Source organism: Solidesulfovibrio sp., assembly GCF_029978005.1.
In the GTDB taxonomy this organism is placed as follows: domain Bacteria; phylum Desulfobacterota; class Desulfovibrionia; order Desulfovibrionales; family Desulfovibrionaceae; genus Solidesulfovibrio.
In genome coordinates, this window is sequence record NZ_JARKOZ010000083.1 from 14,640 (window position 1) to 36,182 (window position 21,543).

Consider the following 21,543-nt stretch of genomic DNA (forward strand, 5'->3'; position numbering starts at 1 on the left):
ATTCGTCGGGAAGCGCATGGCGACGCGTCGCCCCCGCAATGCTTCCCCAGGGCGAGGCCCTGGCCCGGGCCGGCTTCGAAGCGGAGCCGGCGGCGGAAGCGGGAAGTCCTGGAAGCGCCAGGAGCGCCGCCGTTCCCGAATCGCGGTTCCCGGTGAAGCCGACACGTCAAGACGCCGCGCGGCAAGGCCACGCGCCTGGCGCGCGAAGAGCCTCTTGTCGCGACAGCGCGGCTATCTCAGGTCAGGAAAACGGATCTCCCGGCGGTCCGGGGAAAGCGTGATGCGTTCGAAGGCATTCGAATCGCTGTTGTCGAGGGGATTCCGTATTTTGTCATGGGAGAATTGCCAGTAGATGAAGTAGCTGCCGGACGGAACCTGCTTGAAGGTGTATTTGTTCCCCGGCCCGATGGAAGTGGAAATTGTCCCGGGCAAGCCGGTCAAGAGCTTCTCATCTATGTAGTAGTCGTCCTTGTGCCGGTCGAAGAAATCCTTTGAAGCCGTGGTCAGCGGCACGAGATAGATGCTGTCTCCGGTCAAGGAGGCTTCGTTTTTCCAAATCGTCTGCACGAAGCCCTCTCCGGAGACGGCAGGGACGGGGACGGTGCTGTTGTTGGCGGCGGCGCAGGCGGAAAGCAGGCAGAGAAGGCAAGCCACGCTCAAGCGAAGGAAGATGGAACGTTGCGGCATGTGAGGCCCCGGGTGGAGTCAGTGTCGGTTCGATGTCGCCCGCGCCTGGGCGGGGCAGCCTTTGCCAAGCGTGTTCTCTCGTGGCAGCCTGCTTTGCGGGAGTCAACTTTACAAAATGTCATAAAATTGGACGCATGGCTCGGTTGCTGCGTCCTTGAGCCGGAAATGCACGGGGCGGCGTCGCCGGCCGTCCCCGCCCGGACGCTCGCCCGCTTCAGGCGAAAACGGCACGTCCGCGGCGGCCTGCCCGAAAGGGGGACGCTTTTCGGGGCGCCGCCCGCGTCCGTTGCGGCATGAGCTTTCGCGGTGCCCCCGCCTGTTCTTCGCGGCTAGGCCAGCGCCGCATCCCTGCGCGTTGTCGCGAGGTTCCGGTGCGTTCTTCGCGCGCGGCAGACGCCTTCCACCGGCATCGGCCGGGGGGGCCCTTGGCCGCAGTGGCGTCCTCTGCCGTCTGACTTCCTGAAATCCTTGGTTAACGCGGCCAGGTCCTTTCGCCCCCCTCCTTTTCCGGCGTCGTGGACGCATCTTTTCTCGGCGCTTCGGAAAATGAACGCGCGCGTCGACTGTTCTTTCCGTGTAACCGGGACGGGTTTTTTACGTCTGCTCAAGGAGGGCTTCTGCTCGTCGCGGGAGAGGAAGGGGTTTCACTTCAGCACCTGGAAAATTGCATGATTTTGCGGTACGAATCCGGATGATCTTCTGGGCGTTGCGTGGTTGGACGAGCGGATTTTTTTTCGGATACAGTGTCGATGCGAGAAAATAAAAAAATATTATTATAGAAACTACCCTAAATATTCGTGAGGGAGCTCCGATAGGAGGCAAAACACAAGGAGGTTGCCATGGCAGCCATCAGCGGCCTTTCCCTCTATGCCGATACGACCTCGACCCTGGGTTCCTTCAGCGTGTCCTCGACAAGTGCGACCAGTTCCTCCAGCGCGTCGAGCGCGTCGACCTCGGGCGACACCGTGACCATTTCCGACGAGGCCAAAAGCCTCTACGCCCTGTCGGCCTCCTCGACGTCCGGCACGGCCAGCAACGCCAACGCCGCCGCCACCTCGGCTCTGTCCTCCACGGATACGACCGACGGCGACACCGATTCCACGACGTCCGGCGACGACACGTCGAGCGAAACTTCCGGCACGACCACGGCGTCCTCCGAGACGTCCCAGGCGTCCTCGACCCAGGGCATGTCCGCCGGCAGCGCCTCGGGCGGTTCCTCCAGCTCGTCGAGCGACGACAGCAGCAATTCCGAGACCACGTCCGACAAGCTCAAGGAGCAGATCCAGCAGGTGCAGCAGCAGATCGAGAAGCTCGAAAGCCAGAGCCTGCCCGAGGAAGAGAAGAAGGCCCAGAAGATGCAGCTCGAGTCCGAACTGGCCCAGTTGCAGACCGAGTACGCCCAGGCCCTGGAAGACGAGAATTCGTCCTCCTCGAGCGCCAGCGGCACCGGCGGCAACACCGCCTCCACCACCTACGGCGCGGCGGGCTGATTTCGGGCCGGCTCCGGCCGTCGTCGCGTCCGCCGCCGCTTCCGGCTTCTCGCGCCTCTTTTCCCGTCCCGTCCGGCAGCCGCCGGGCGGCGCGGAAAAAGAGGCGCTCGCCTTTGTTGGGGCTCCCGGCATCGGGAGGGGGCGCGGTGCGGCCCGTCCGGTTGACAACGACGGCGCAGGGGCTTACAGCCGAACCACCACGAAAACCCTTTAGAGGAAACAATGGACGATCCGTACAGTAGTTGTCGCAATAACCAAGTGTTCTTGCAGATTCTCTTGAGATAGCGCCCCTGCCCCAAGGCCTGCGCCGACGTCCCCCCTCCGCCACGCGGAGCCGGGCCGCCTCCGCCAGCCCGCCGGTCAGGCGGCGGCTGAAAAGGAGGCGCCCGATGAACACGCCCTTCATCCGGTCCAAAAGCTTCGCCTCGCGACTCCATCCCGAAGACTGCCGCGCCCATGCGGCGGCCGCCCTTTTGCCGTGTCCGCGCCGGTACCGCTGCGCGCGCACGGCCCACGCCCCCGAGCCTCCCTCATCGCGAACAACGCCCTCCGCTTAAGGGGGGCATCCAGGCGGCGAGCGCCGCCTGACCCGCGTTTTCCCGTTTGATCCATGCGCGTCCGTCGCCCGGCGACGGCGCAAGCCGGCATGGACGTCCGGCGCGGCCCCTTGCGGCCCGCCTGGGCGTCCGTTTCCGGGGAGGTTTGGCCATGAGCGAACTCTACGTCAGCGCCGTGCTGGGGCGTCCCGTCATCGATCCGTCCGGCGCGGCCCTGGGCCGGCTGGACGACCTGCGCCTGGTCCCGGGCGAGACCCTGCCCGTGGTGTCCGGGCTTTTCATCCGCGCCGCCGGGGAGCGGCGCTTCATTCCCTGGCGGGCGGTCAACCTGTTCACCCCGGTCGTGGTCTCGGCCGACCCCGGCGCCGTGGGCCGGGCCGAGGAGCAGGCCGGGGACGCGCCGGACATCAGGCTTCGCCGCGACATCCTGGACCGGCAGATCGTGGACGTGGACGGGGCCAAGGTGGTGCGCGTCAACGACCTCAAGCTGGCCACGCGCGGGGCGAGCCTCCTCGTGGCCGCGGCCGACGTGGGCCTTCGCGGCATGGCCCGCCGGCTCGGGCAACTGCGCTTCTGGAACTGGCTGGCCGGCCTTTTCGGCGCGAAGCTGCCCTCCCGGGAGATCGACTGGCGCTTCGTGGCCCAGCTCGACCCCAACGCCGACCGCCTGACCCTGACCGTGGCCCGGGAGCGCCTCACGGACATGCACCCGGCGGACATCGCCGAGATCCTGGCCCAGCTGCCCCACAAGGAGGCCGGCACCGTGCTCGGCTCCCTTGACCCCGAGACGTTGGGCGAGACCATGGGCGAACTGGACACCGAACTCGGCGTCAAGGTCATAAGCCGGCTGGGCAGCGAGCAGGCCTCGGACATCCTGGAGGAGATGGAGCCCCACGACGCGGCCGACCTCCTCGGCGACCTGCCCGAGGAAAAGGCCCAGGAGCTGCTCGGCCTCATGGACGCCGAGGACGCCGAGATGGTCCAGGAGCTCCTCGAACACGAGGAGGACACCGCCGGCGGTCTCATGAACAACCTCTTCGCCTTCGTGCCCCCGGCCATGACCGCCGAGGAGGCCATCAACTACATCCGCCTGGTCGGGGCCGAGATCGACAACGTCTACTACGTCTACGTCATCCGCGGCGACGAGACGCCCCTTGGCGTGGTCACGCTCAAGCGCCTGCTGCTCGCCCCGCCCAAGACCCCGGTGGCCGAGATCATGACCGTGGGGCTCAAGTCCGTGCCCGTGGACGCCACGCCCTCGGAGGTCATGGAGCTCATCGCCAAGTACAACCTGCTCGCCGTGCCGGTGGTGGACGACGCCGGGCACATGGCCGGCATCGTGCCGGCCGACGACGTGCTGGAGATGTTTTTGCCCGAATCCGTCACCAAGAAGCGTTTCGCCGCCATGTAGGCCGGCGTTCCCATACGAGGTTCCGACATGACCGCCGCCGCCGCGCCGCAGAGGAAATCCTGGCGCAAGAACTTCTTCATGTTCCTGGCCCTGCTCGGGCCGGGCATCATCACCGCCAACGTCGACAACGACGCCGGCGGCATCACCACCTATTCCCTGGCCGGAGCCCAGTACGGCTACTCGCTTTTGTGGATGCTCATCCCCACCACCGTCTCCCTGGTGGTGGTCCAGGAGATGTGCGCACGCATGGGCGCGGTCACGGGCAAGGGCCTGTCGGACCTCATCCGCGAGTCCTTCGGCCTTCGCACCACCTTCTACATCATGGTGGCGCTTTTTCTGACCAACCTCGGCAACACCATCTCGGAATTCGCCGGCATCGCCGCCGGCATGGAGATCTTCGGCGTCTCCAAGTTCGTGTCCGTGCCCCTGGCCGCGCTGCTCGTGTGGCTGCTCATCGTCAAGGGCTCGTACCGCATCGTGGAGCGGGTGTTCCTGGTCGCCTGCGTGATCTACCTGGCCTATCCCCTGGCGGCCATCACCGCGGACGTGCCCTGGCTCGAGGTGGCCAAGGCGTCGGTGACGCCCACGTTTCGGGCTGACGGCCCCTACGTGGCCATGATGATCGGCCTGGTCGGCACGACCATCGCGCCCTGGATGCAGTTCTACCAGCAGGCGGCCGTGGTGGAGAAGGGAATCACGGCCGACAAGTACGGCTACACGCGGGTGGACGTGGTGGTGGGCTGCTTTCTGGCCGTGGCCGTGGCGCTTTTCATCGTGGTGGCCTGCGCCGCCTCCATCCACCGCCAGGGGCTCAGCGTCGAGACCGCGGCCGACGCGGCCAGAGCCCTGGAGCCCCTGGTCGGGGCCTACGCCACCTGGCTTTTCGCCGTGGGCCTGGTCAACGCCTCGCTCTTCGCCGCCGGGGTGCTGCCGCTGTCCACGGCCTACTACATCTGCGAGGCCATGGGCTGGGAGCTCGGCATCGACAAGGATTTCCGCAAGGCCCCGGAGTTCTTCTGGCTTTTCACCCTCAGCATCGCCGTCGGGGCGCTGACCATCCTGGTGCCGGGCATGCCGCTTCTGGCCGTCATGTACGTGTCCCAGGTCGTCAACGGCGTGGTGCTGCCCTTCGTGCTCATCCTCATGCTGCTGCTCGTCAACGACAAGCGGCTCATGGGGACCTACGTCAACGGCCCGGTCTTCAACGCCGTGGCCTGGGCCACGGTGGCCGGGCTCATCGGGCTGACCGGCCTCATGACCCTGGACACGGTCTGGCCCGGAGCCATCGATCGGCTGGTGGGGCTTTTCGGGGCGTAAGGACGCGAGAGCGCCGTCTGCGGGCTCGGCCGGGAAGTCCGGCCGGCGGCCCTACGAGCCGGCCAGGGCGTCGATGGCGGCGAGCAGGGAGTCGAAGGAGGAAAGGCTGAAGATGATGAGCACCTCGCCTTCGATGAGGTGGTCCTTCATGCTGAACTGGGTGCGGGCGACGAGGATCATGCCCGTGTCCTGCCCGATGATGCCGGCGATGTCGGCTTCGATGAAGTCCGGGGGCGTGTAGCGCAGGGGTTCGCGCAGGATGTTGGCGATGGACCCCATGACGCCGTTGAGCACGATGTTGCCCACTTCCTGGAGGGTGCCCCGGCGCATGCCCTCGTCGTCGGCCAGGTCCCCGTCCTTGCCCAGCACCACGGCCACGAGCTTGGAGGCGGACTCCGGCGGGAAGATCAGGGCGCTTATGCCGGCGAATTCGCCGGTAAATCCCAACTGCACCGCGGAAAAGACCGAATGGGGCCGGCCGGCGTAGAGCTCGGCCAGCTCGGACTGGTTGAGCACCCGCAATACCGGCACCTGGAGCTGGATGTGGGTGTTGACCATCTGGTTGAGCATGCCGGCGGCACGGCCCACGCCGATGTTGATGAGCTCCTGCAGGATGTCGAGTTGCAGCGGGGAAAGGGGCATGTCTTTATTCGCGACGGCGCAAGCCTAACGGCAGAAGGGTTCCAGGGCCTCGCGCAGGGAGGGGGAGTCCACGGGCTTGTTCAGGAAGCAGGCCGCGCCGAGTTCCAGGCAGCGGCGGCGGGTGGACTCCTGGATATCGGCCGTCACCACCACCACGGCGATGCCCGGCATCTCCCGGGAAAGCGTTTCCATGACGGCCAGTCCGCCCGGATCCGGCATGTTGAGGTCGAGCAGCACGACCCGGGGGGCGTGCTCCCTGGCCAGGTGCAGGCATTCCTGGCCGTCCTTGGCCTCGATGACGTCGAAACCCGCCTCCTTGGCCACCTTGGCCGCCTGGAAGCGCTGGAACATCGAGTCGTCGGCGATGAGCAGTAAGGGCATGGTCTGTCGTCCTGTGCCGCCGTTCTGACCGGCGCGGCGTGGAGGTTATTCTTTCTCACCTTGAACGCGGGGCGTCAAGGTTTCACGGGCGGCTTCCGCCGCCCGTCCCGTGGCCCGGCCCAGCCGGGCCAGCAGATCGGCCAGCGCCGCCGGCTGCGTCGCCGGATCGGCGGCCGCGTTTTCCAGTTCCCTGGCCAGGCGCAGGCATTCGCCCGCGCCCATGGCCGCGGCCGTGGACTTGAGCGTGTGGGCGTGCAGGCGCAGCGCCTCGGCGTCCCCGGCGCGCCGGGCCGCCTCGGCCGCCTCGAGCCGCCTGGACGTCTCGTCCAGGGAGGTGGCCAGGATGGGCTCGTACATGTCCCGTTCGATGCCCAGGCGCTCCAGGGCCCAGGGCACGTCCAGCACGCCTTCCGGTCCGTCCGGGGGCGTCTGCGCGCCGCAAGCCGGCGCGTCGTCCGTTTCGGGCTCCGGCGCGGCCAGCCGGGCGATGATCCCGGCCAGTTCCTCCAGGTTCACGGGCTTGCCGATGTAGCCGTTCATGCCGGCCTCGGCGCAGGCCTGGCGCACCTCGTCGGACACGTGGGCCGTGACGGCCACGATGGGGATGTCCCGGGCCGCGATGGGGCATCGGGCATCGCCGCCGGCGCGGATGGCCCGGGCGGCGGTCAGGCCGTCCATGGCCGGCATCTCGATGTCCATGAGCACCATGTCGAAGGGCTCCCTGGCGAGCAGGCGCAGGGCCGCCTCGCCGGTGGTGGCAATGGCGCTTTCGTGGCCGAGCTTTTTGAGGTGGATGGTCATGAGCTTGATGTTGACCTGGTTGTCCTCGGCCACCAGGACGCGCAGGTTGCGCCGCGGCGGGGCCGGGGCGGCTTTGGGCCCGGCCTTGGGCGCGGCGGCGTCCGCCGTCGGCGGAAAGGGCGCGGTGAAGACGAAGGTGCTGCCCGCTCGCGGGGTCGAGGCCACCCTGATCTCCCCGCCCATGAGCTCGGCCAGCTCCCGGCTGATGGCCAGCCCCAGGCCCGTGCCGCCGAACTTGCGGGCGGTGGAGCCGTCGGCCTGGCGGAAGCTGTCGAAGATCGCCGCCTGCATGCCGGCGGGGATGCCGATGCCGGTGTCGGCCACGGCGAACGACAGGCGGTCGGCGTGGCCGCTTTCGGTGCGCACCGGCGCCAGGCGCAGGGTCACGGAGCCCTCTTCGGTGAACTTGAGCGCGTTGCCGAGGAGGTTGACCAGTATCTGCCGCACCCGGCCGTCGTCGCCGCGCACGCGCTCGGGCAGCCCTGGAGCCAGTTCGAGGGTCAGACGCAGCCCCTTGGCCGCGGCCGCGGCGCTGAAGGTCCGCACCACGGCCTCGGCCAGGGCGACCGGGTCGAACACGGCCGAGTCCAGGACCATGCGCCGGGCCTCGATCTTGGAGAAGTCCAGGATGTCGTTGAGGATGCCGAGGAGGTGGCGGGCCGATTCCCGCACGGTGTCCAGGTGCTCGCGCTGCTCGCCGGTCAGCCGGCTCCCCAGGACCAGTTCCGTCAGGCCCAGGATGGCGTTCATGGGCGTGCGGATCTCGTGGCTCATGCTGGCCAGGAAGCGGCTTTTGGCCTTGTTGGCCTCCTCGGCCTCCTCCTTGGCGGCGCGCAGGGCGTCGAGGTTGCGCCGCCGCTCCACGCCCAGGGCCAGCTGCTCGGCCACGGACAGCATGAGTTCCGTTTCCTTGCGGCCGAAGCGGCCCGGATCGGAGAAGTGCATGACGCCCATGACGCCGAGGACCTCCTGGCGCACGCGGATGGGCACGCCGAGGAGCACCTCGGGCTGCCGTCCGGGGCAGGACAGGCCGGTGAGGCGCATGCCCCGCCGGGTCACGAGCAGGGGATGGGCCGTGCGCAGGATCTCGACGAGCGCGTCGGCCTCGCGGTAATCGCCGATATTGTCCCGGGTCAGCGGGGGCAGTCGCCTGGACAGCCCGGTCACGGCCGGGGGAGGCGGCTGCACGGCGCTGACGAAGTGGACGAAATCCAGGCGGTCGCTTTCGCGGTCGGTCAGGGCGATGAAGAATTCCCGGGTGTCGATGGATTCGCCGAGGATGTTGCGGATGGTGCGGTAGAGGCTGTCCATGTCCTCTTCCGAGGCCACGGCGCTGGACACCCGGTAGAGGATGGAGGTGGTCTTCTCGCTGTCGCGCAGGTCCTCCACGGCGAGCCGGGTTTCGGTCATGTCCCGGACGTTGGCCACGACGCTCTGGGTGCCGTCCTCGTCGGTCCAGGGGGCGTAGCGCACGTTGAGGAAGCGGCGGCCGACGCCCGGCAGGACGGCCCACTGCTCGAAGGTGACGGTCTCCCCGGCCAGGCAGCGCGCCAGTCGGCCGGCGACGCGCTCGGCGTAGAATTCCTTGCCGAGGAAGTCGGCGATGTGCCGGCCGATGATGGCCGTGCGCGGCTGGCCGTAGGCGGCGGCGTAGGCGTCGTTGACGAACAGGTAGTGGCCGGACGCGTCGATGAGCGACACCATGTCCGTGGAGGCGGCGATGATGCGGGCGTAGCGGCGCAGGTACTGGCCGGCGCTGGCCATGTCCTGGAGGTCCTCCACGAAGGCTTCCTGGTACAGGAGCGCGCCGTTTTCGTCGGTCACGTCGCGCACGTCGCAGCGCACGGCGGCCGAGGAGCCGTCGCGCCGCCGGGCCATGGTCTCGAAGCCCTCCACGCGCCCCTGCGCCGCGAGCATTTGCCGCAACGTCTCGAACCGGGCCGGGTCGGCGTGGAGTCGGCGGCCGAAATCCCCGATGTCGCGGCGCAAGCGCTGGGGCGAGTCGTAGCCGAAAAGCGCGGCCAGGGCCGGATTGACGTCGAGGAGCGCGCCCGTGGGAGAGATGTGGCAGATGCCCGTGGGGCAGTGCTCGAAGGCCTCGCGGAAGCGGCGCTCCCGGGCGGACAGGGCCTCGTTTTCCCGGCGCAGCCGGTCCCGGGCCCGCTCCAGCCGGGCCGAACGCTCGCGCACCCGGCGGTCGATGCGCGCCGTCTCGTTGTGCATGATCCGCGTCAGGCGCACCCGTTCCGAGATGTCGGTCAGCACGCCGAGGGCCAGCCGGCTCCGGGCGTCGGCGTCGCGGAACATCTCGAGGACCAGCGCCCCCTGGCGGGTCTCGCCGTCCTGGCGCACGAAGCGCGCGGGCAGGACCACCCGGTCGCCCGGGGCCTTGAGCCCGTCCAGGGCCCGGGCCACGGCTGGGGCCTCGGCGGCGAAAAGCGCTTCCAGGAATCGGGCCGCCGGCTCCGGGCGGGGCTTGCCGGAAGCGCCGAGCAGGCGGCGCAACGACGGTGCGGCGCGGATCATGCCGGTTTCCGGGTGGTGCACGAACACCCCCAGCCGGGCGGCGGAGAGGCTTTCCGCGTGGAGGCAGCGGCCGGCTTCGGGTTCGCCGTCCTCGGCGAACAGGAACAACGAGGCCGGTTCCACGGCAAGGGCCTGGTGCAGGGCCTCAATGGAGGCAAGGGACGGGGCGGCCGCGCCGCGCTCGATCTTGTTGAGGTGTTCCAGGGACATGCCGGAACACTGGGCCAGGGCGGCCTGGGTCAGGCCGGCCAGACGGCGCACCTGGCGCAGCCTGTGGCCGAAGGCTGTGGCGAAATCGTTTTTCTTCATGGGGCCCCGGGACCGCCATCACATCCGCGAATGTATAAAAACACGTAACACCATTACGTGTAAAGGGCGTTTCCCGGTGTTTCCTTTGGTGCTAGTTTTGACATAACAGTATGATATTACGGTATTTTGATGGTCACTCCTGGATAAAAATCGCGATTGCCGATACGGTAACCCAAAATTACCCCAGGAGGTTCCCATGACCATCGTCCGCATGCTCGTTGTTGCCGCCCTCTTGACCTGCGCGCCCGTCTCGGCCATGGCCGGTCCCAAGGTGGAAGCTTCCTACGGCAACGGTCCCGACACGTTCTCCCTGGCCACCGGCAGTCCCGGCGAGCTGGGGCTGCTGGCCGTGCTCGGCGAGGCCTACTGCGCCAAGGCCGGCTGCCGGCTGGACTGGGTCAAGGCCGGCTCGGGCCAGTCCCTGGACATGCTCAAGTCCGGCGAGGTGGACATGATCATGGTCCACGCCCCGGCGGCCGAGAAAAAGGCCCTGGCCGAGGGCTGGGCCGGCTGCCCCACGCTCATCGGCTCCAACGAGTTCTTCATCGTCGGCCCGGCGGCCGATCCGGCCGGCATCGCCAAGGCCGCCACCGCCGCCGACGCCTACCGGGCCATCGCCGCCGCCCAGGCGAAGTTCTTCTCCCGGGGCGACAATTCCGGCACGCATAAAAAGGAAATGGACACCTGGAAGGACGCCGGCGTCGCGCCGGCCGGCGACTGGTACGTGGCGACCAAGGACTTCATGACCGCGACACTCAGGCGCGCCAACGACGAGGGCGGCTACTTCATGACCGACAGCAGCACCTGGGCCGCCGAGGGTAAGGGCCTGCCGCAGCTTACGGTGCTCTTTTCCGGCGACAAGAAGCTCGTCAACACCTACCATGCCCTGTGCGGCCAGAAGGACGGCAAGCCGGCCTCCAAGGCGGCCGTGGGGTTCATCGCCTTCGTGGCCTCGCCCGAGGGACAGGGGATCATCCGCGCCTTCGGCAGGGACAAGCACGGCGAGGCCTTGTACAACGACGCCGCCTACGCCAAGAAGTACGTGGACTGAGGCGGCCCGACCGGGCGCCGACGCGGGCGGCCGGGGCCGCGACACGGGAGGAGGGGGCGTTGTTCGATCTCACGGAGCTCAATTCCTACCGTGTCGCGGCCACGGCCGCCTGGTGTCTTTTCCCGCGCGACCTGGACGCGCTGCGCGCCGCCATGCGGCCGGCCCCCGGCCAGGTCGTGCATCTGCTCGGGCACGGCTGCAACGTGATCCTGGCCCGGAGCCATTACGACGCCTCGCACCGGTTCGTGTGCACGCGGGAGCTGGAAACGGGTCTCGACGTGGCCGGCGGCGAGGTGCGGGCCGGGGCCGGGGCGCGGCTGCGCGACCTGTGCCGCCTGGCCGCCCGGGCGGGGCTCGCCGGCCTGGAGCGCCTGTGGGACATTCCGGGCAGCGTCGGCGGCGCGGCGTTCATGAACGCCGGGGCCTACGGCGCGTCGTTTTACGACGTCGTGGCCGATGTCACGGTCTACGAGCCGGCGACGGACACGGTGCGCGCGCTTTCGCGCGAGGCCTGCCGCCCGGCCTATCGGCGCACGGTCTTCCAGGGCACGGACGCGGTGATCCTCGGGGCGCGCCTGCGGCTGCCGCCCGGCGACCCGTCGGCCATCCTGGCCGAGATGGGCCGCATCGGGAAGCTGCGCCGCTCCAGGCTCCCCTATGATTTCCCCAGCGCCGGCAGCGTCTTTCGCCGCCCCGAGGGCGCGCCCCCTGTGGGCGTCATCATGGAGGAGGCGGGCCTCAAGGGCTTTCGCATCGGCGGCGCGCAAATCTCCCCCCGCCACGCCGGCATCATCGTCAACGCCGGCGGCGCGACCGGCACGGATATCCTGGCCGTGGTGGAGGTCATGAAACAGGCGGCGCGGGAGCGGTATGGGGTGGAGCTGGTGTTGGAGCAGGTGGTGGTATGACGCTTGATTTTTATTAGTTAGCGCATTATTCGAAAGTCTTTCACTCTTCGCGGCAGCATTGCAGGGACACCTTTCTTTATGGGGAACCCGTGCCTATCACCTCTCGGTTGTTGTTGCCATATTTTCAAATTTCAAAAAAATAAAACAGAAGGGCGATTGGTTGCAAGTTTCAGTGCAAGGATGCCGATATGACATCTACTAAGCCTGATGAATGTCTGCAACTTGATACACATCGCGTAGTCAATGCTGTTATTACGCAGATTGGTTTTGTAGTTTTGTTTTATTTTTTTACGGAAGAGCTCTTTCAGTTGGAAAAAATGTATCCATTTAGCTATTCGTGGACGGAGTTTCTTATAAATTATCAAACTGGCTTCATTCGGAGAGGGCTTATTGGAGAAATATCTTATAGGACTGCATGGCTTGTCAATCCAAAATTGTTCTGGTTAACAATTACTTTTGGATGTAACCTCTTTATACTTCGCTGGTATATAGATATAGCGTGTTCGTTCAATTTTATTACTGTTTTATTTGCAATTTTTACGCCAACATTGATTATTTTTCCAGTCTATGCCCCTGAAGCCTTCGGGAGAAAAGACGTCCTTGTCCTATTTGCAACTCTTCTGATCACAAAGCATGCACTCGCAGTTCTGCAAAAAAAAGCGACACAACTGACAGTAAATGTAACATATGCGACGATATCGCTATTATATGTTATTATTTTTCTTACAAATGAAATATTATTATTCTTTATTCCATTGCAACTCTGTATCCTTGGTGTTGTATTTCGTCGAAAAAAACAAGGAAGAATTGCTATTGCTTGGTCAGTATTTATATGTACTATGATTTTGTTTGCAAGTTTTTATATATATAATGTCCAGACCTTTCCCGCTCGCGCACAAGATGTCTGTAGGTCGTGGCGGGCTGTTATCCCCTCTTTCCCGTGGGAGATATTGCGTTCGCAGAAAAACGCCTTTTATTATCTTGGGCTTGCGCCAAAAGACCTCGCCGCGCTTGTTTCTGAATTGGTGAAGTCCTCGCCAACAATGGGAATGTACCTTGAAGCCATCCTTCTGGCCTATGTCCCCGTTGTTTATCTTGTTATAAAATACAAGAAGACATTGTGCCGTGCCGGAAATGAGAGAATTATATTAGAAAATATAGTGTCATTCTTTGCTTTAATAATACCATATGCCCTATTTTTATCTGGACAAGACTACGGACGGTGGATTTACTTAATTACATTTCATTGGTTTGTGTTTGCAATGTTTATTATTTCAGTAAGAAACTACGTAATAAAGTCGTCCTTCGTCATTGAGGACGATTTCGCAAACTACACGCAGTATTACAACAAACATCAAAACAAAGCTGTCCTTTACCTGCTTCTCCTTGTTATCTATTTTACTTTCTGGCGCCTCACGCACTGGGTGCCGCCTGGTGCTTGCCCACTCAGCGGAGTTATACTCAGTGTGCAAAAAATATTTATTTTCTAGAGACATCATGTCAATGAGACGCAATAAACCACTTGATCAAAGAGCAGAAGGCTCGCTCTGACGGTACCATAGCTCCACAATTGCCATGGCTCCGTCGTGGTTCAGCAAACGACAGAAGCCAGAGCGAATTTGGTGTCCCACTCCCCCCACGCCTTGCGCGCCCTCTCCGGATACGCCAGCTTCCGGTTCGCCTTCCGCATGCGCTCCTCCAACGGAGGCGTCAGGCCGAAGTTGACGTTGCTCGGCTGGAACTTCTTGGCCGGGGTGCGCAGGTGGTTAAGCAGCGCGCCGAGCGCCGTCACCTGCGGGGGCGGCGAAAGCTCCACGCCCCGGGCGAGGCGCGCGCCGAGCTGCACCCCGAGCCACAGGCCGCAGGCCGCCGACTCCACGTAGCCCTCCACGCCCGTGATCTGGCCGGCCAGATACACGCCCGGACGGGCAAGAAGCTCCAGGCGGTCGCTTAGCACCTTGGGCGCGTTGACGAAGGTGTTGCGGTGGATGCTGCCCAGGCGCGTGAACTCCGCCGCGTGCAGGGCCGGGATCATCCGAAACACCCGCTCCTGCTCGCCGTAGGCCAGCTTGGTCTGGAAACCCACCAGGTTCAGGGTTGAACGCGCGGCGTTTTCCGGGCGCAACTGCACCACGGCGTAGGGCCGCCGGCCCGTGCGCGGATCGGTCAGGCCCACGGGCTTCATGGGGCCGAAGGCCAGCGTGCGCTCGCCGCGCTCGGCCATGGCCTCGATGGGCAGGCAGCCCTCGAAATGCAGCTCCTGCTCGAACTCGCGGCTGGGCACCTTGCGCGCCGTGAGCAACTCCGCCACGAACGCCTTGTACTGCGCCTCGTCCAGGGGGCAATTAAGGTAGTCGCCCTCGCCCTCCTGCCAGCGCGACGCCCAGAAGGCCTGCGCCATGTCCACGGAATCCGTGGTCACGATGGGCGCGATGGCGTCGTAGAAATACAGGCTCTCCCCGCCCACCGCCTCGCGCAGGCTCGACGCCAGCCGGTCGCTGGCCAGCGGCCCGGCTGCCACGACCACGGCCTCGAACCCGGCCAGGGCCGGATCGGACAGCCCCATGATCTCGCGGCGCACGAGCGTGACGAGGGGCTCGGCCTCGATGCGCGCCGTCATGGCGGCGGAAAAAAGCTCGCGGTCCACGGCCAGCGCCTTGCCCGCCGGCACGGCCGCCTCCCGGGCCGCGGCGATGACAGCGCTGCCGAGCTCGGCCATCTCGACCTTGAGCAGCCCCACCGCCGTGACCGGCTCGTCGGAGCGCAGCGAGTTGGAACAGACCAGCTCGGCCAGCCCGGGACTGACATGGGCCGGGGAGTAGAGCGCCGGCTTGCACTCGAAGAGCGTGGAGGCCACGCCCGCCCGGGCCAGGGCCAAGGCGCACTCGCACCCGGCCAATCCGCCGCCGATGATCGCTATGGACATGATGAGGACTCCGGGAATGCGGGGAGGGAACCCCCTTTGAAAAGGGGGTTCCCTCCCCGCGCCCCTCCTTCCCCGAAACTTTTCAATGGGGGGTCAGGGGAGTTTATGCGTTTTGGCCGGCGTCGGGTTCACGACGTGCCGGTTCTGGCTGTTCCAGAGGTCGCGGTAGACCGCGCAGCGGGCCAGCAGCTCGCCGTGGGTTCCATAATCGGCCACGCGGCCGGCGTCGAGCACCAGGATGGCGTCCGCGCCGGCCAGCATGGACAGGCGGTGGCTGATGACGATGGTGGTGCGCTCCCGGCCGATGCGCGCCATGTTGTCCTGCACGATGGCTTCGGATTCCGCGTCCAGGGCGCTGGTCGCCTCGTCCAGGATCAGGATGCGCGGGTTGGTCAGCAGCGCCCGGGCGATGGCCAGGCGCTGGCGCTGGCCGCCGGACAGGTTGGAGCCGTTTTCCTCCAGCTCCGTGTCGTAGCCGCGCGGCAGCCGCCGGATGAATTCCTCGGCCCCGGACAGCCGCGCCGCCCAGACCACCTCGTCCATGGACGCGCCCGGCCGGGCCATGCTGATGTTCTCCCGCACCGTGCCGGAAAAAAGGAAGCTGTCCTGGAGCACCACCCCGATCTGGCGGCGCACGTGGGCCATGTCGCACTCGCGCATGTCGTGGCCGTCCAGGCGCAGGCTGCCTTCGCTGGGGACGTAAAGCCCCTGGATGAGCCGGGCCAGCGTGGATTTGCCCGAGCCGCTACGGCCGGCCACGCCGATCATCTTCCCGGCCGGAAAGCGGATCGTCACCCCGGACAGCGCGGCCGGCGAGGCGGCGTCCGGGGCATAGCGGAAGGTTATCGCATCGAAGACGACCTCGCCGGCCAGGCGCGGCCGCACGCCCTCGCCCGTGCCGGCCCGCTCCGGCGGCTCGTTCATGATGGCGGCCAGCATTTTCACGGCCAGCCCTTTCTCCTGGTACTCCTGCACCAGGGAGACGATCTGCACCAAGGGCTGGGTCACCCGGCCGGCCAGCATCTGGAAGGCGATGAGCGCGCCGACCGTGAGCCCGCCGTCGAAGACGAGGTACACGCCGATCCAGGGGATGCACAGGGTCATGACCTTTTCCAGGAATCCCACCGCCGCCGAGGCCGCGTTGCCGATGCGCCCCACGCCGAAGCGCAGGGACACGGCCCGGGCGGCGGCGTCCTCGAAGCCCCGCCGGCGCGACGGTTCGAGGGAGAGCGCCTTGACCGTCTCCATGCCCCGGATGGTCTCCACGAGATAGGACTGCCGCTGGCCCTCGGCCTTGTACAGGGCCAGGAGCCGGCCGCGCAGCACCGGCACGATCACGGCCAGAAAGACGCCGAGCCCGACGCTGAGTCCCAGGACCAGGAAGGTCAGGGGCACGCTGTAGAAGAACAGCACCGGGATGAAGACCACCAGCGCCAGGCCGTCGAGGAGGGTGAAGAAGAGCTTGCCGCTTAAAAATTCCCGGATCTTGTCGGCCTGCTGCATGTGCTGGATGAGCACGCCCACCCGGCTTTGGCCGAAAAACCGCAGCGGCAGGGAGGTGAGCCTGGCGAAGGTGCGCCCGGCCACGCGCATGTCGATGCGCGAGGCGGCGTGCAGCACCAGGATGCCCCGCAGGTAGGTGAAGCCGGCCTCGAAGGCCAGGGCGGCCAGCATGCCGCAACTGAGGACCTGCAAGGTGGAAAGCCCCTTGTGGGTGAGCACCTTGTCGATGACGATCTGGAAGTAGATCGGCATGGCCAGGGCCAGCACGTAGAGCATGACCGCGGCCACGGCCGCGTCGACGAATTCCTTGCGGTGGCGCAGGATCTCCGGGACGAACCAGCGCAGGCCGAAGGGCTGGTTCTCGTCGGTGAGTTTGTAGGCCCGGCGCAAAAGGATGGCCCGGCCGTCCCAGTCCTTGGCCAAGGCCGACAGGGGCAGGGTCTCCCGCGCGGGCGGCAGGCGGGCGGGATCGACCACGTCCACGCTGGTCCCGTCCCCGTCCTGGCGGCAGCCGGCCAGGATGGCGGCCTCGCCGTCGCGGCGCAGGATCAGCACCGGATACGCGCCGCCAAGCGCCAGCAGGTCGTCCGGGGAAAGGGTGCGCATCTCGGCCTTGAGCCCTTCCTTGACGGCCATGGCCGCCAGTTCCTCGGGCGCGGGCTCGCGGCCGTCGCAGCCGTGGGCGTGGGCCAGGGCGTCGTGGGAAAGGGGCAGGCCGTGGTGGCGGCCGATCATGGCCAGGGCGCGAAGCCCCGAACGGGTGAGGCTCGGCTGGGCCAGGAGCACGTCCCCGGCATGGCTTCGGGCGAAGCTCTCCTCGTCCACCTCGAAGGAGCCGGGCGTCGCGGCCAGGGGGTCGCCGACGCGCACGCGCAGGCCGTCCGCGTCCTCGCGCACGCCGAGCACCACCACGCTGTTGCCGTTGGAGAGCCGGGCGATGAGGGGAAAACGGCCGCTTGCCGCCATGTCCCGGACGTCCAGGACGGCGGGCGTGGCGCGCAGGCCGAGGGAGGCGGCCATGGCGAGCAGCGTGTCGGCGTCGGGTTCGCCGCCGGCCAGGCCGAAGCGGTCGGCCAGCGAGGCGACGTCGCAGGGCAGGCCGTGGGCCTCGGCCACGGCCTTGAGGCAGGTCAGGGCCGTGGACATGGCGCGCCCCTGTCGAACCCTTCCGGGGCGTGGGATGCAATTCCCGGAAATTTCTCCATGTTTACCTGCCTGGCTGGGGATTTTCCGCTTTCTGGATTAGGGCAAATCCCCCGGCCGGGCAAGCCGGACGCCTTGCCCTTTGTCAACGGGAAGCGTAGAAAATGGAGCGTCGCCAACTTCCTACCGGAGCACATGTCATGAACGTGCTGATCGTCTACTATTCGTTGTACGGCCATGTGGCCGCCATGGCCCAGGCCGTGGCCGAGGGCGTGCATCAGGTGCCGGGCGTGACCGCGACGCTGCGCCGCGTTCCGGAGACGCTTCCGGCCGAGGTCATCGAAAAAATGCATGCGGCCGAGGCGCAAAAGACCTTGTCCACGGTGCCGGTGTGCACCCTGGAGGAGCTTGAAGACGCCGACGCCATCATCTTCGGCACGCCCACCCGGTTCGGCAACATGTGCGGCCAGATGCGCCAGTTCCTCGACGCCACCGGCCAGATCTGGATGCGCGGCGGGCTCGTCGGCAAGCCCGGGGGCGTGTTCTGCTCCACGGCCACCCAGCACGGCGGCCAGGAAACCACGCTCATGTCCTTTATCCAGACTCTGCTCCACCAGGGCATGGTCGTGGTCGGCCTGCCTTACGCCTACGCCCCCCAGATGCGCATCGACGAGATCACCGGAGGCACGCCCTACGGCGCGACCACCATCGCCGGCGGCGACGGCTCGCGCATGCCGACCGAAAGCGAACTCGAAGGCGCGCGCTTCCAGGGTCGCCACATCGCCGAGATCACGAAAAAACTGCGCGGCTAGCCCCAAGCCGCCGCCCTACGCCATCCCCCCATCGGGGAGGTCCAGGAGGGGATCATCCCCTCCTGGCCGCCGGAGGCGTTCGCCTTTCCTCTCCCCTCTCACTGCACGCCCGAGGCCGTGATGCGTCCGTCGAGCACGAGTGTCAGCGGCGAGTGGGCCTTGATCCAGGCCGCGGCCAGCTCCGAGGCGGGATCGCCGTCCCCCTCCACGTCCCTGGCCTTTTTGCCGAAGGTCTCGTAGCCGTCCCCGCCCCGGAACATGAAGTCCGTGAGCGCCAGCCGGTAGTCGGCCTGGGGGTCGAGCAGGGCGAAGCGGCCCGAGGCGTCGGCCACCTCCACCGAGGTCACACGCTTGCCCACGGGCCGCGAGAGGTCGTAGGCGAAGCGGATGCCCGCCACCTGGGGAAACCGGCCGCTGCCCTCGTGCAGGCCCACGGCCGAGACGCCGTGTTCGAGCACCGTCTGCAGGTCGGCCCCGGAAAGGGTCGCCACCACCAGGGTGTTGGGGAAGGGGTAGGCCGTGAGCACGTCGCCCAGGGTGACGTCCCCGGGCGCGATGCCGGCCCGCACGCCCCCGCCGTTGTAGAGGCCGGCCACCGCCCCCAGCCGGCGGCCGCCGGCCAGCAGGGCCTCGGCCATGAGGTCGCCGCCGGCGCATTCCTCCTGGCGGCACATGGCCGCGCCCACGGCCTCCTCGGCCCGGCCCACCACCGTTTTGCGGTAGGCGGCCAGGGGCGCGGCGAAGCGTTCCACCTCGGCCAGGGTGGCCGGGTCCTCGGGCATGGCCGCGGAAAGCGCCACCGGGTTGCCCTCGGCCCTGGCCACGTGGCCGGAGGCGTCGAAATCCACGTGCAGCACGCCGAGATACCGGCCCCAGTAGCCGGCCGTGACGATGTACGTCTTGCCGCCGTCCGGGCCGTCCACCACCAGCGGGCAGGGCCCCACGGCCTCGGGGTAGCCGTTGCCTAAAAGCACATGGCTGTGCCCGCCGACGATGACGTCGATACCGGGCACGGAGGCGGCCAGCTTCTTGTCGCCGCCGAGGCCGGCGTGGCTGACGACGATGACGATATCTACGCCCTGGGCCGTCAGCGACTCCACGGCTTTTCTCAGCGACGGCAGGAAGGCCGGGAAGCCGACGTTGGGCCCGGGGCTGGAGATGCGGTCGGCCTTGGGCTGGGTCGCGCCCACGATGCCCACCTTGCGGCCGTTTATTTCCCGAACGATGTACGGCGCGACAAGGCCCTTGAGTTCCGGGGAATGGTCCACGTCCACATTGGCCGCCAGCAGCGGAAACTTGATGGACCGAATAAAATTCGCCAGAGTGCCCGGGCCGTCGTCGAACTCATGGTTGCCCAGGGCCATGGCGTCGTAACCCAGGCGGTTCATGAAGAAGGCGCAGGCCTCGCCCTTGTACTTGGTGAAAAAAAGCGTGCCCTGGAACTGGTCCCCGGCGTCCAGCAGCAGGAAATCGCCGCCCCGGGCGCGCTCCCGGGCCACGGCCGTGGCCAGCCGGGCCGCGCCGCCCAGGCACTTGCCGGCAGCTTCCTTTTCCTTGGAGCACAAGGCCCCGAGCTCGTCGAAGGAGGCCCGATGGGCGTGGAGGTCGTTGGTGTGCAGGATGGTCAGGGAGAAATCCCCGCCGGCCAGGGCCGTCCCCGCCGCCAGGAGCACCAGGAGGAGCGTCGCCGCAAGCTGTCGTAACCGCGCCATGTTCTTGCCTTCCGTGTTTTTGCGTCCATTGGCGGACCGAACCGAAGAAACCCCTTGACAACCGCAGCTGAATCGAATTTTTAACTCAACATCAGGAGAAAAAAAGAATGATCGACGAAATCGACCGTCGTATTCTGATGATCCTTCAGGACAACGCCCGCACCTCCAACGCCGACATCGCCCGGGCCGTGTCCATGGCCCCCTCGGCCGTGCTCGAGCGCGTGCGCAAGCTCGAACGCAAGGGCGTCATCACGGGCTACGAGGCCCGCATCGACCCGTCGGCCGTGGAACTTGACCTCACGGCCTTCACCTTCGTCAAGACCGAGGAACCCGTGGGCGCCATCGACACCGGGGAGCAGCTGGCTTCCGTGCCGGGCGTCCAGGAAGTGCACTACGTGGCCGGCTCGGCCGCCTACCTCATCAAGGTGCGCGTGCCCGACACCCGGTCCCTGGCCGAACTGCTCAAGGTCATCGGGCGGCTTTCCACCGTGCGCGACACCAATACCACGGTGGTGCTGCAAACCGTCAAGGAAACTGGGGCCCTGCCCCTCGGCGTTTCACCAGAACCCGGAGAGGAAAAATGAATCAGGCGCTCGACGAGGCCATCCGCCAGCGGGGCAAGGCCTTCTTCGCCAGCATCCGCGGCGAGTCCCCGTCCATTTTCAACAAGGGCTTCTGGACCGGCAAGGTCATGGACTGGGCCATGCAGAACGAGGCCTTCAAGGTCCAGCTGTTTCGGTTCGTGGACGTGTTGCCCTACCTGACCACCTCCGACAACCTGTCGCGCCACATCGAGGAGTACTTCACCGGCGGCGACGCCGGCGACATCCCGGCCGTGCTCAAGTGGGGCGCGGAGAAATCCGGCATGTTCGGGGGCGTGGCCGCCAAGCTCATGGGCAAGGCCATCCGCTCCAACATCGAGGGCATGGCGCGGCAGTTCATCGTGGGCGAGCAGACCAAGGAAGCTGTCAAAAATTTAAGCAAAATCCGCAAGGACGGCTTCGCCTTCACCGTGGACCTGCTCGGCGAGGCCACGGTGTCCGAGATCGAGTCCGACGCCTACCGCGACGGCTACCTGGAAGTCCTTGGCGCCATCGAGGCCGAGCAAAAGTCCTGGAAGCCCTTCGGCGCGGGCGAGGGCGGCCTCGACTGGGGCAGCGCGCCCAGGGTCAACGCCTCCATCAAGCCCTCGGCCCTCTTCTCCCAGGCCAGGCCCATGGATTTCGAGGGTTCCGTCGAAGGCATCCTCGCGCGCATGCGCCCGGTCTACCGCAAGATCAGGGCCATGGGCGGGGCGCTTTGCATCGACATGGAGCAGCTCAAGTACAAGGACATCACCATCGAGCTGTTCAAGCGCTTGCGCAGCG

Annotated in this window: 16 protein-coding genes; 9 read left to right on the plus strand and 7 right to left on the minus strand. The window is 66.4% G+C overall.

Features of this window, described 5'->3' with window-relative positions; genetic code table 11:
• Positions 1–231: 231 nt before the first annotated feature.
• Complete coding sequence (locus tag Q1K70_RS09760) at positions 232–687, minus strand: hypothetical protein (RefSeq protein ID WP_300158425.1); 456 nt, start codon at positions 685–687, stop codon at positions 232–234.
• A gap of 839 nt (positions 688–1,526) precedes the next feature.
• Between Q1K70_RS09760 and Q1K70_RS09765 the strand changes: the two genes are divergently transcribed.
• The 3 genes from Q1K70_RS09765 (at position 1,527) to Q1K70_RS09775 (ending at position 5,462) form a co-directional block, all read left to right on the plus strand.
• On the plus strand, positions 1,527–2,177 hold the full coding sequence (locus Q1K70_RS09765) for a hypothetical protein (RefSeq protein ID WP_300158428.1): 651 nt from the start codon (positions 1,527–1,529) through the stop codon (positions 2,175–2,177).
• 708 nt (positions 2,178–2,885) lie between these two features.
• Positions 2,886–4,145 (plus strand): CBS domain-containing protein, encoded by a 1,260-nt coding sequence (locus tag Q1K70_RS09770; protein WP_300158431.1) that lies wholly within the window; start codon positions 2,886–2,888, stop codon positions 4,143–4,145.
• A gap of 27 nt (positions 4,146–4,172) precedes the next feature.
• Complete coding sequence (locus Q1K70_RS09775; protein ID WP_300158434.1) at positions 4,173–5,462, plus strand: Nramp family divalent metal transporter; 1,290 nt, start codon at positions 4,173–4,175, stop codon at positions 5,460–5,462.
• 51 nt (positions 5,463–5,513) lie between these two features.
• Here the strand turns inward: Q1K70_RS09775 and Q1K70_RS09780 are convergent, their stop codons facing one another.
• From Q1K70_RS09780 to Q1K70_RS09790, 3 genes are read right to left on the minus strand one after another with little or no spacing between them, the layout of a single operon-like run.
• Positions 5,514–6,104 carry a chemotaxis protein CheX gene (locus tag Q1K70_RS09780; RefSeq protein ID WP_300158437.1) on the minus strand — a complete coding sequence of 197 codons (591 nt, stop codon included), beginning with the start codon at positions 6,102–6,104 and terminating at the stop codon, positions 5,514–5,516.
• A gap of 24 nt (positions 6,105–6,128) precedes the next feature.
• Complete coding sequence (locus Q1K70_RS09785; protein WP_300158439.1) at positions 6,129–6,485, minus strand: response regulator; 357 nt, start codon at positions 6,483–6,485, stop codon at positions 6,129–6,131.
• 45 nt (positions 6,486–6,530) lie between these two features.
• A complete protein-coding gene (locus Q1K70_RS09790) occupies positions 6,531–10,121 on the minus strand; it encodes a PAS domain S-box protein (RefSeq protein WP_300158442.1) in 3,591 nt (1,196 codons plus the stop codon).
• Positions 10,122–10,317: 196 nt separating this feature from the next.
• Here Q1K70_RS09790 and Q1K70_RS09795 point away from each other — a divergent pair, with 196 nt between their 5' ends.
• From Q1K70_RS09795 to Q1K70_RS09805, 3 genes are all read left to right on the plus strand, one after another.
• The gene (locus tag Q1K70_RS09795) at positions 10,318–11,172 is read left to right on the plus strand and encodes a substrate-binding domain-containing protein (protein WP_300158445.1); all 855 of its coding nucleotides are present in this window, start codon (positions 10,318–10,320) and stop codon (positions 11,170–11,172) included.
• Positions 11,173–11,231: 59 nt separating this feature from the next.
• Positions 11,232–12,080, plus strand: coding sequence for a UDP-N-acetylmuramate dehydrogenase (gene murB, locus Q1K70_RS09800; RefSeq protein WP_300158448.1), 849 nt, complete (start codon positions 11,232–11,234; stop codon positions 12,078–12,080).
• Between the two features lie 188 nt (positions 12,081–12,268).
• Entirely contained in the window at positions 12,269–13,570 is a 1,302-nt protein-coding gene (locus Q1K70_RS09805) for a hypothetical protein (protein WP_300158451.1), read from the plus strand.
• A 101-nt stretch (positions 13,571–13,671) separates the two neighbouring features.
• Here the strand turns inward: Q1K70_RS09805 and trmFO are convergent, their stop codons facing one another.
• Positions 13,672–15,006, minus strand: a complete 1,335-nt coding sequence (gene trmFO, locus Q1K70_RS09810) for a methylenetetrahydrofolate--tRNA-(uracil(54)-C(5))-methyltransferase (FADH(2)-oxidizing) TrmFO (protein WP_300158455.1) — start codon at positions 15,004–15,006, stop codon at positions 13,672–13,674.
• A 93-nt stretch (positions 15,007–15,099) separates the two neighbouring features.
• Positions 15,100–17,736, minus strand: a complete 2,637-nt coding sequence (locus Q1K70_RS09815; RefSeq protein ID WP_366521683.1) for an ABC transporter transmembrane domain-containing protein — start codon at positions 17,734–17,736, stop codon at positions 15,100–15,102.
• Positions 17,737–17,852: 116 nt separating this feature from the next.
• On the opposite strand from Q1K70_RS09815, the gene wrbA reads away from it, so the two are divergent.
• On the plus strand, positions 17,853–18,464 hold the full coding sequence (gene wrbA, locus Q1K70_RS09820; RefSeq protein WP_300158457.1) for an NAD(P)H:quinone oxidoreductase: 612 nt from the start codon (positions 17,853–17,855) through the stop codon (positions 18,462–18,464).
• 98 nt (positions 18,465–18,562) lie between these two features.
• Here the strand turns inward: wrbA and Q1K70_RS09825 are convergent, their stop codons facing one another.
• Positions 18,563–20,176: a bifunctional metallophosphatase/5'-nucleotidase gene (locus tag Q1K70_RS09825; RefSeq protein ID WP_300158460.1), complete on the minus strand. Its 1,614-nt coding sequence runs from the start codon at positions 20,174–20,176 to the stop codon at positions 18,563–18,565.
• A 107-nt stretch (positions 20,177–20,283) separates the two neighbouring features.
• Between Q1K70_RS09825 and Q1K70_RS09830 the strand changes: the two genes are divergently transcribed.
• Positions 20,284–20,760: an Lrp/AsnC family transcriptional regulator gene (locus tag Q1K70_RS09830; RefSeq protein ID WP_300158463.1), complete on the plus strand. Its 477-nt coding sequence runs from the start codon at positions 20,284–20,286 to the stop codon at positions 20,758–20,760.
• On the plus strand, positions 20,757–21,543 hold a 787-nt coding region (locus Q1K70_RS09835), incomplete at its 3' end, for a proline dehydrogenase family protein (protein ID WP_300158466.1). The genes Q1K70_RS09830 and Q1K70_RS09835, both read left to right, overlap by 4 nt.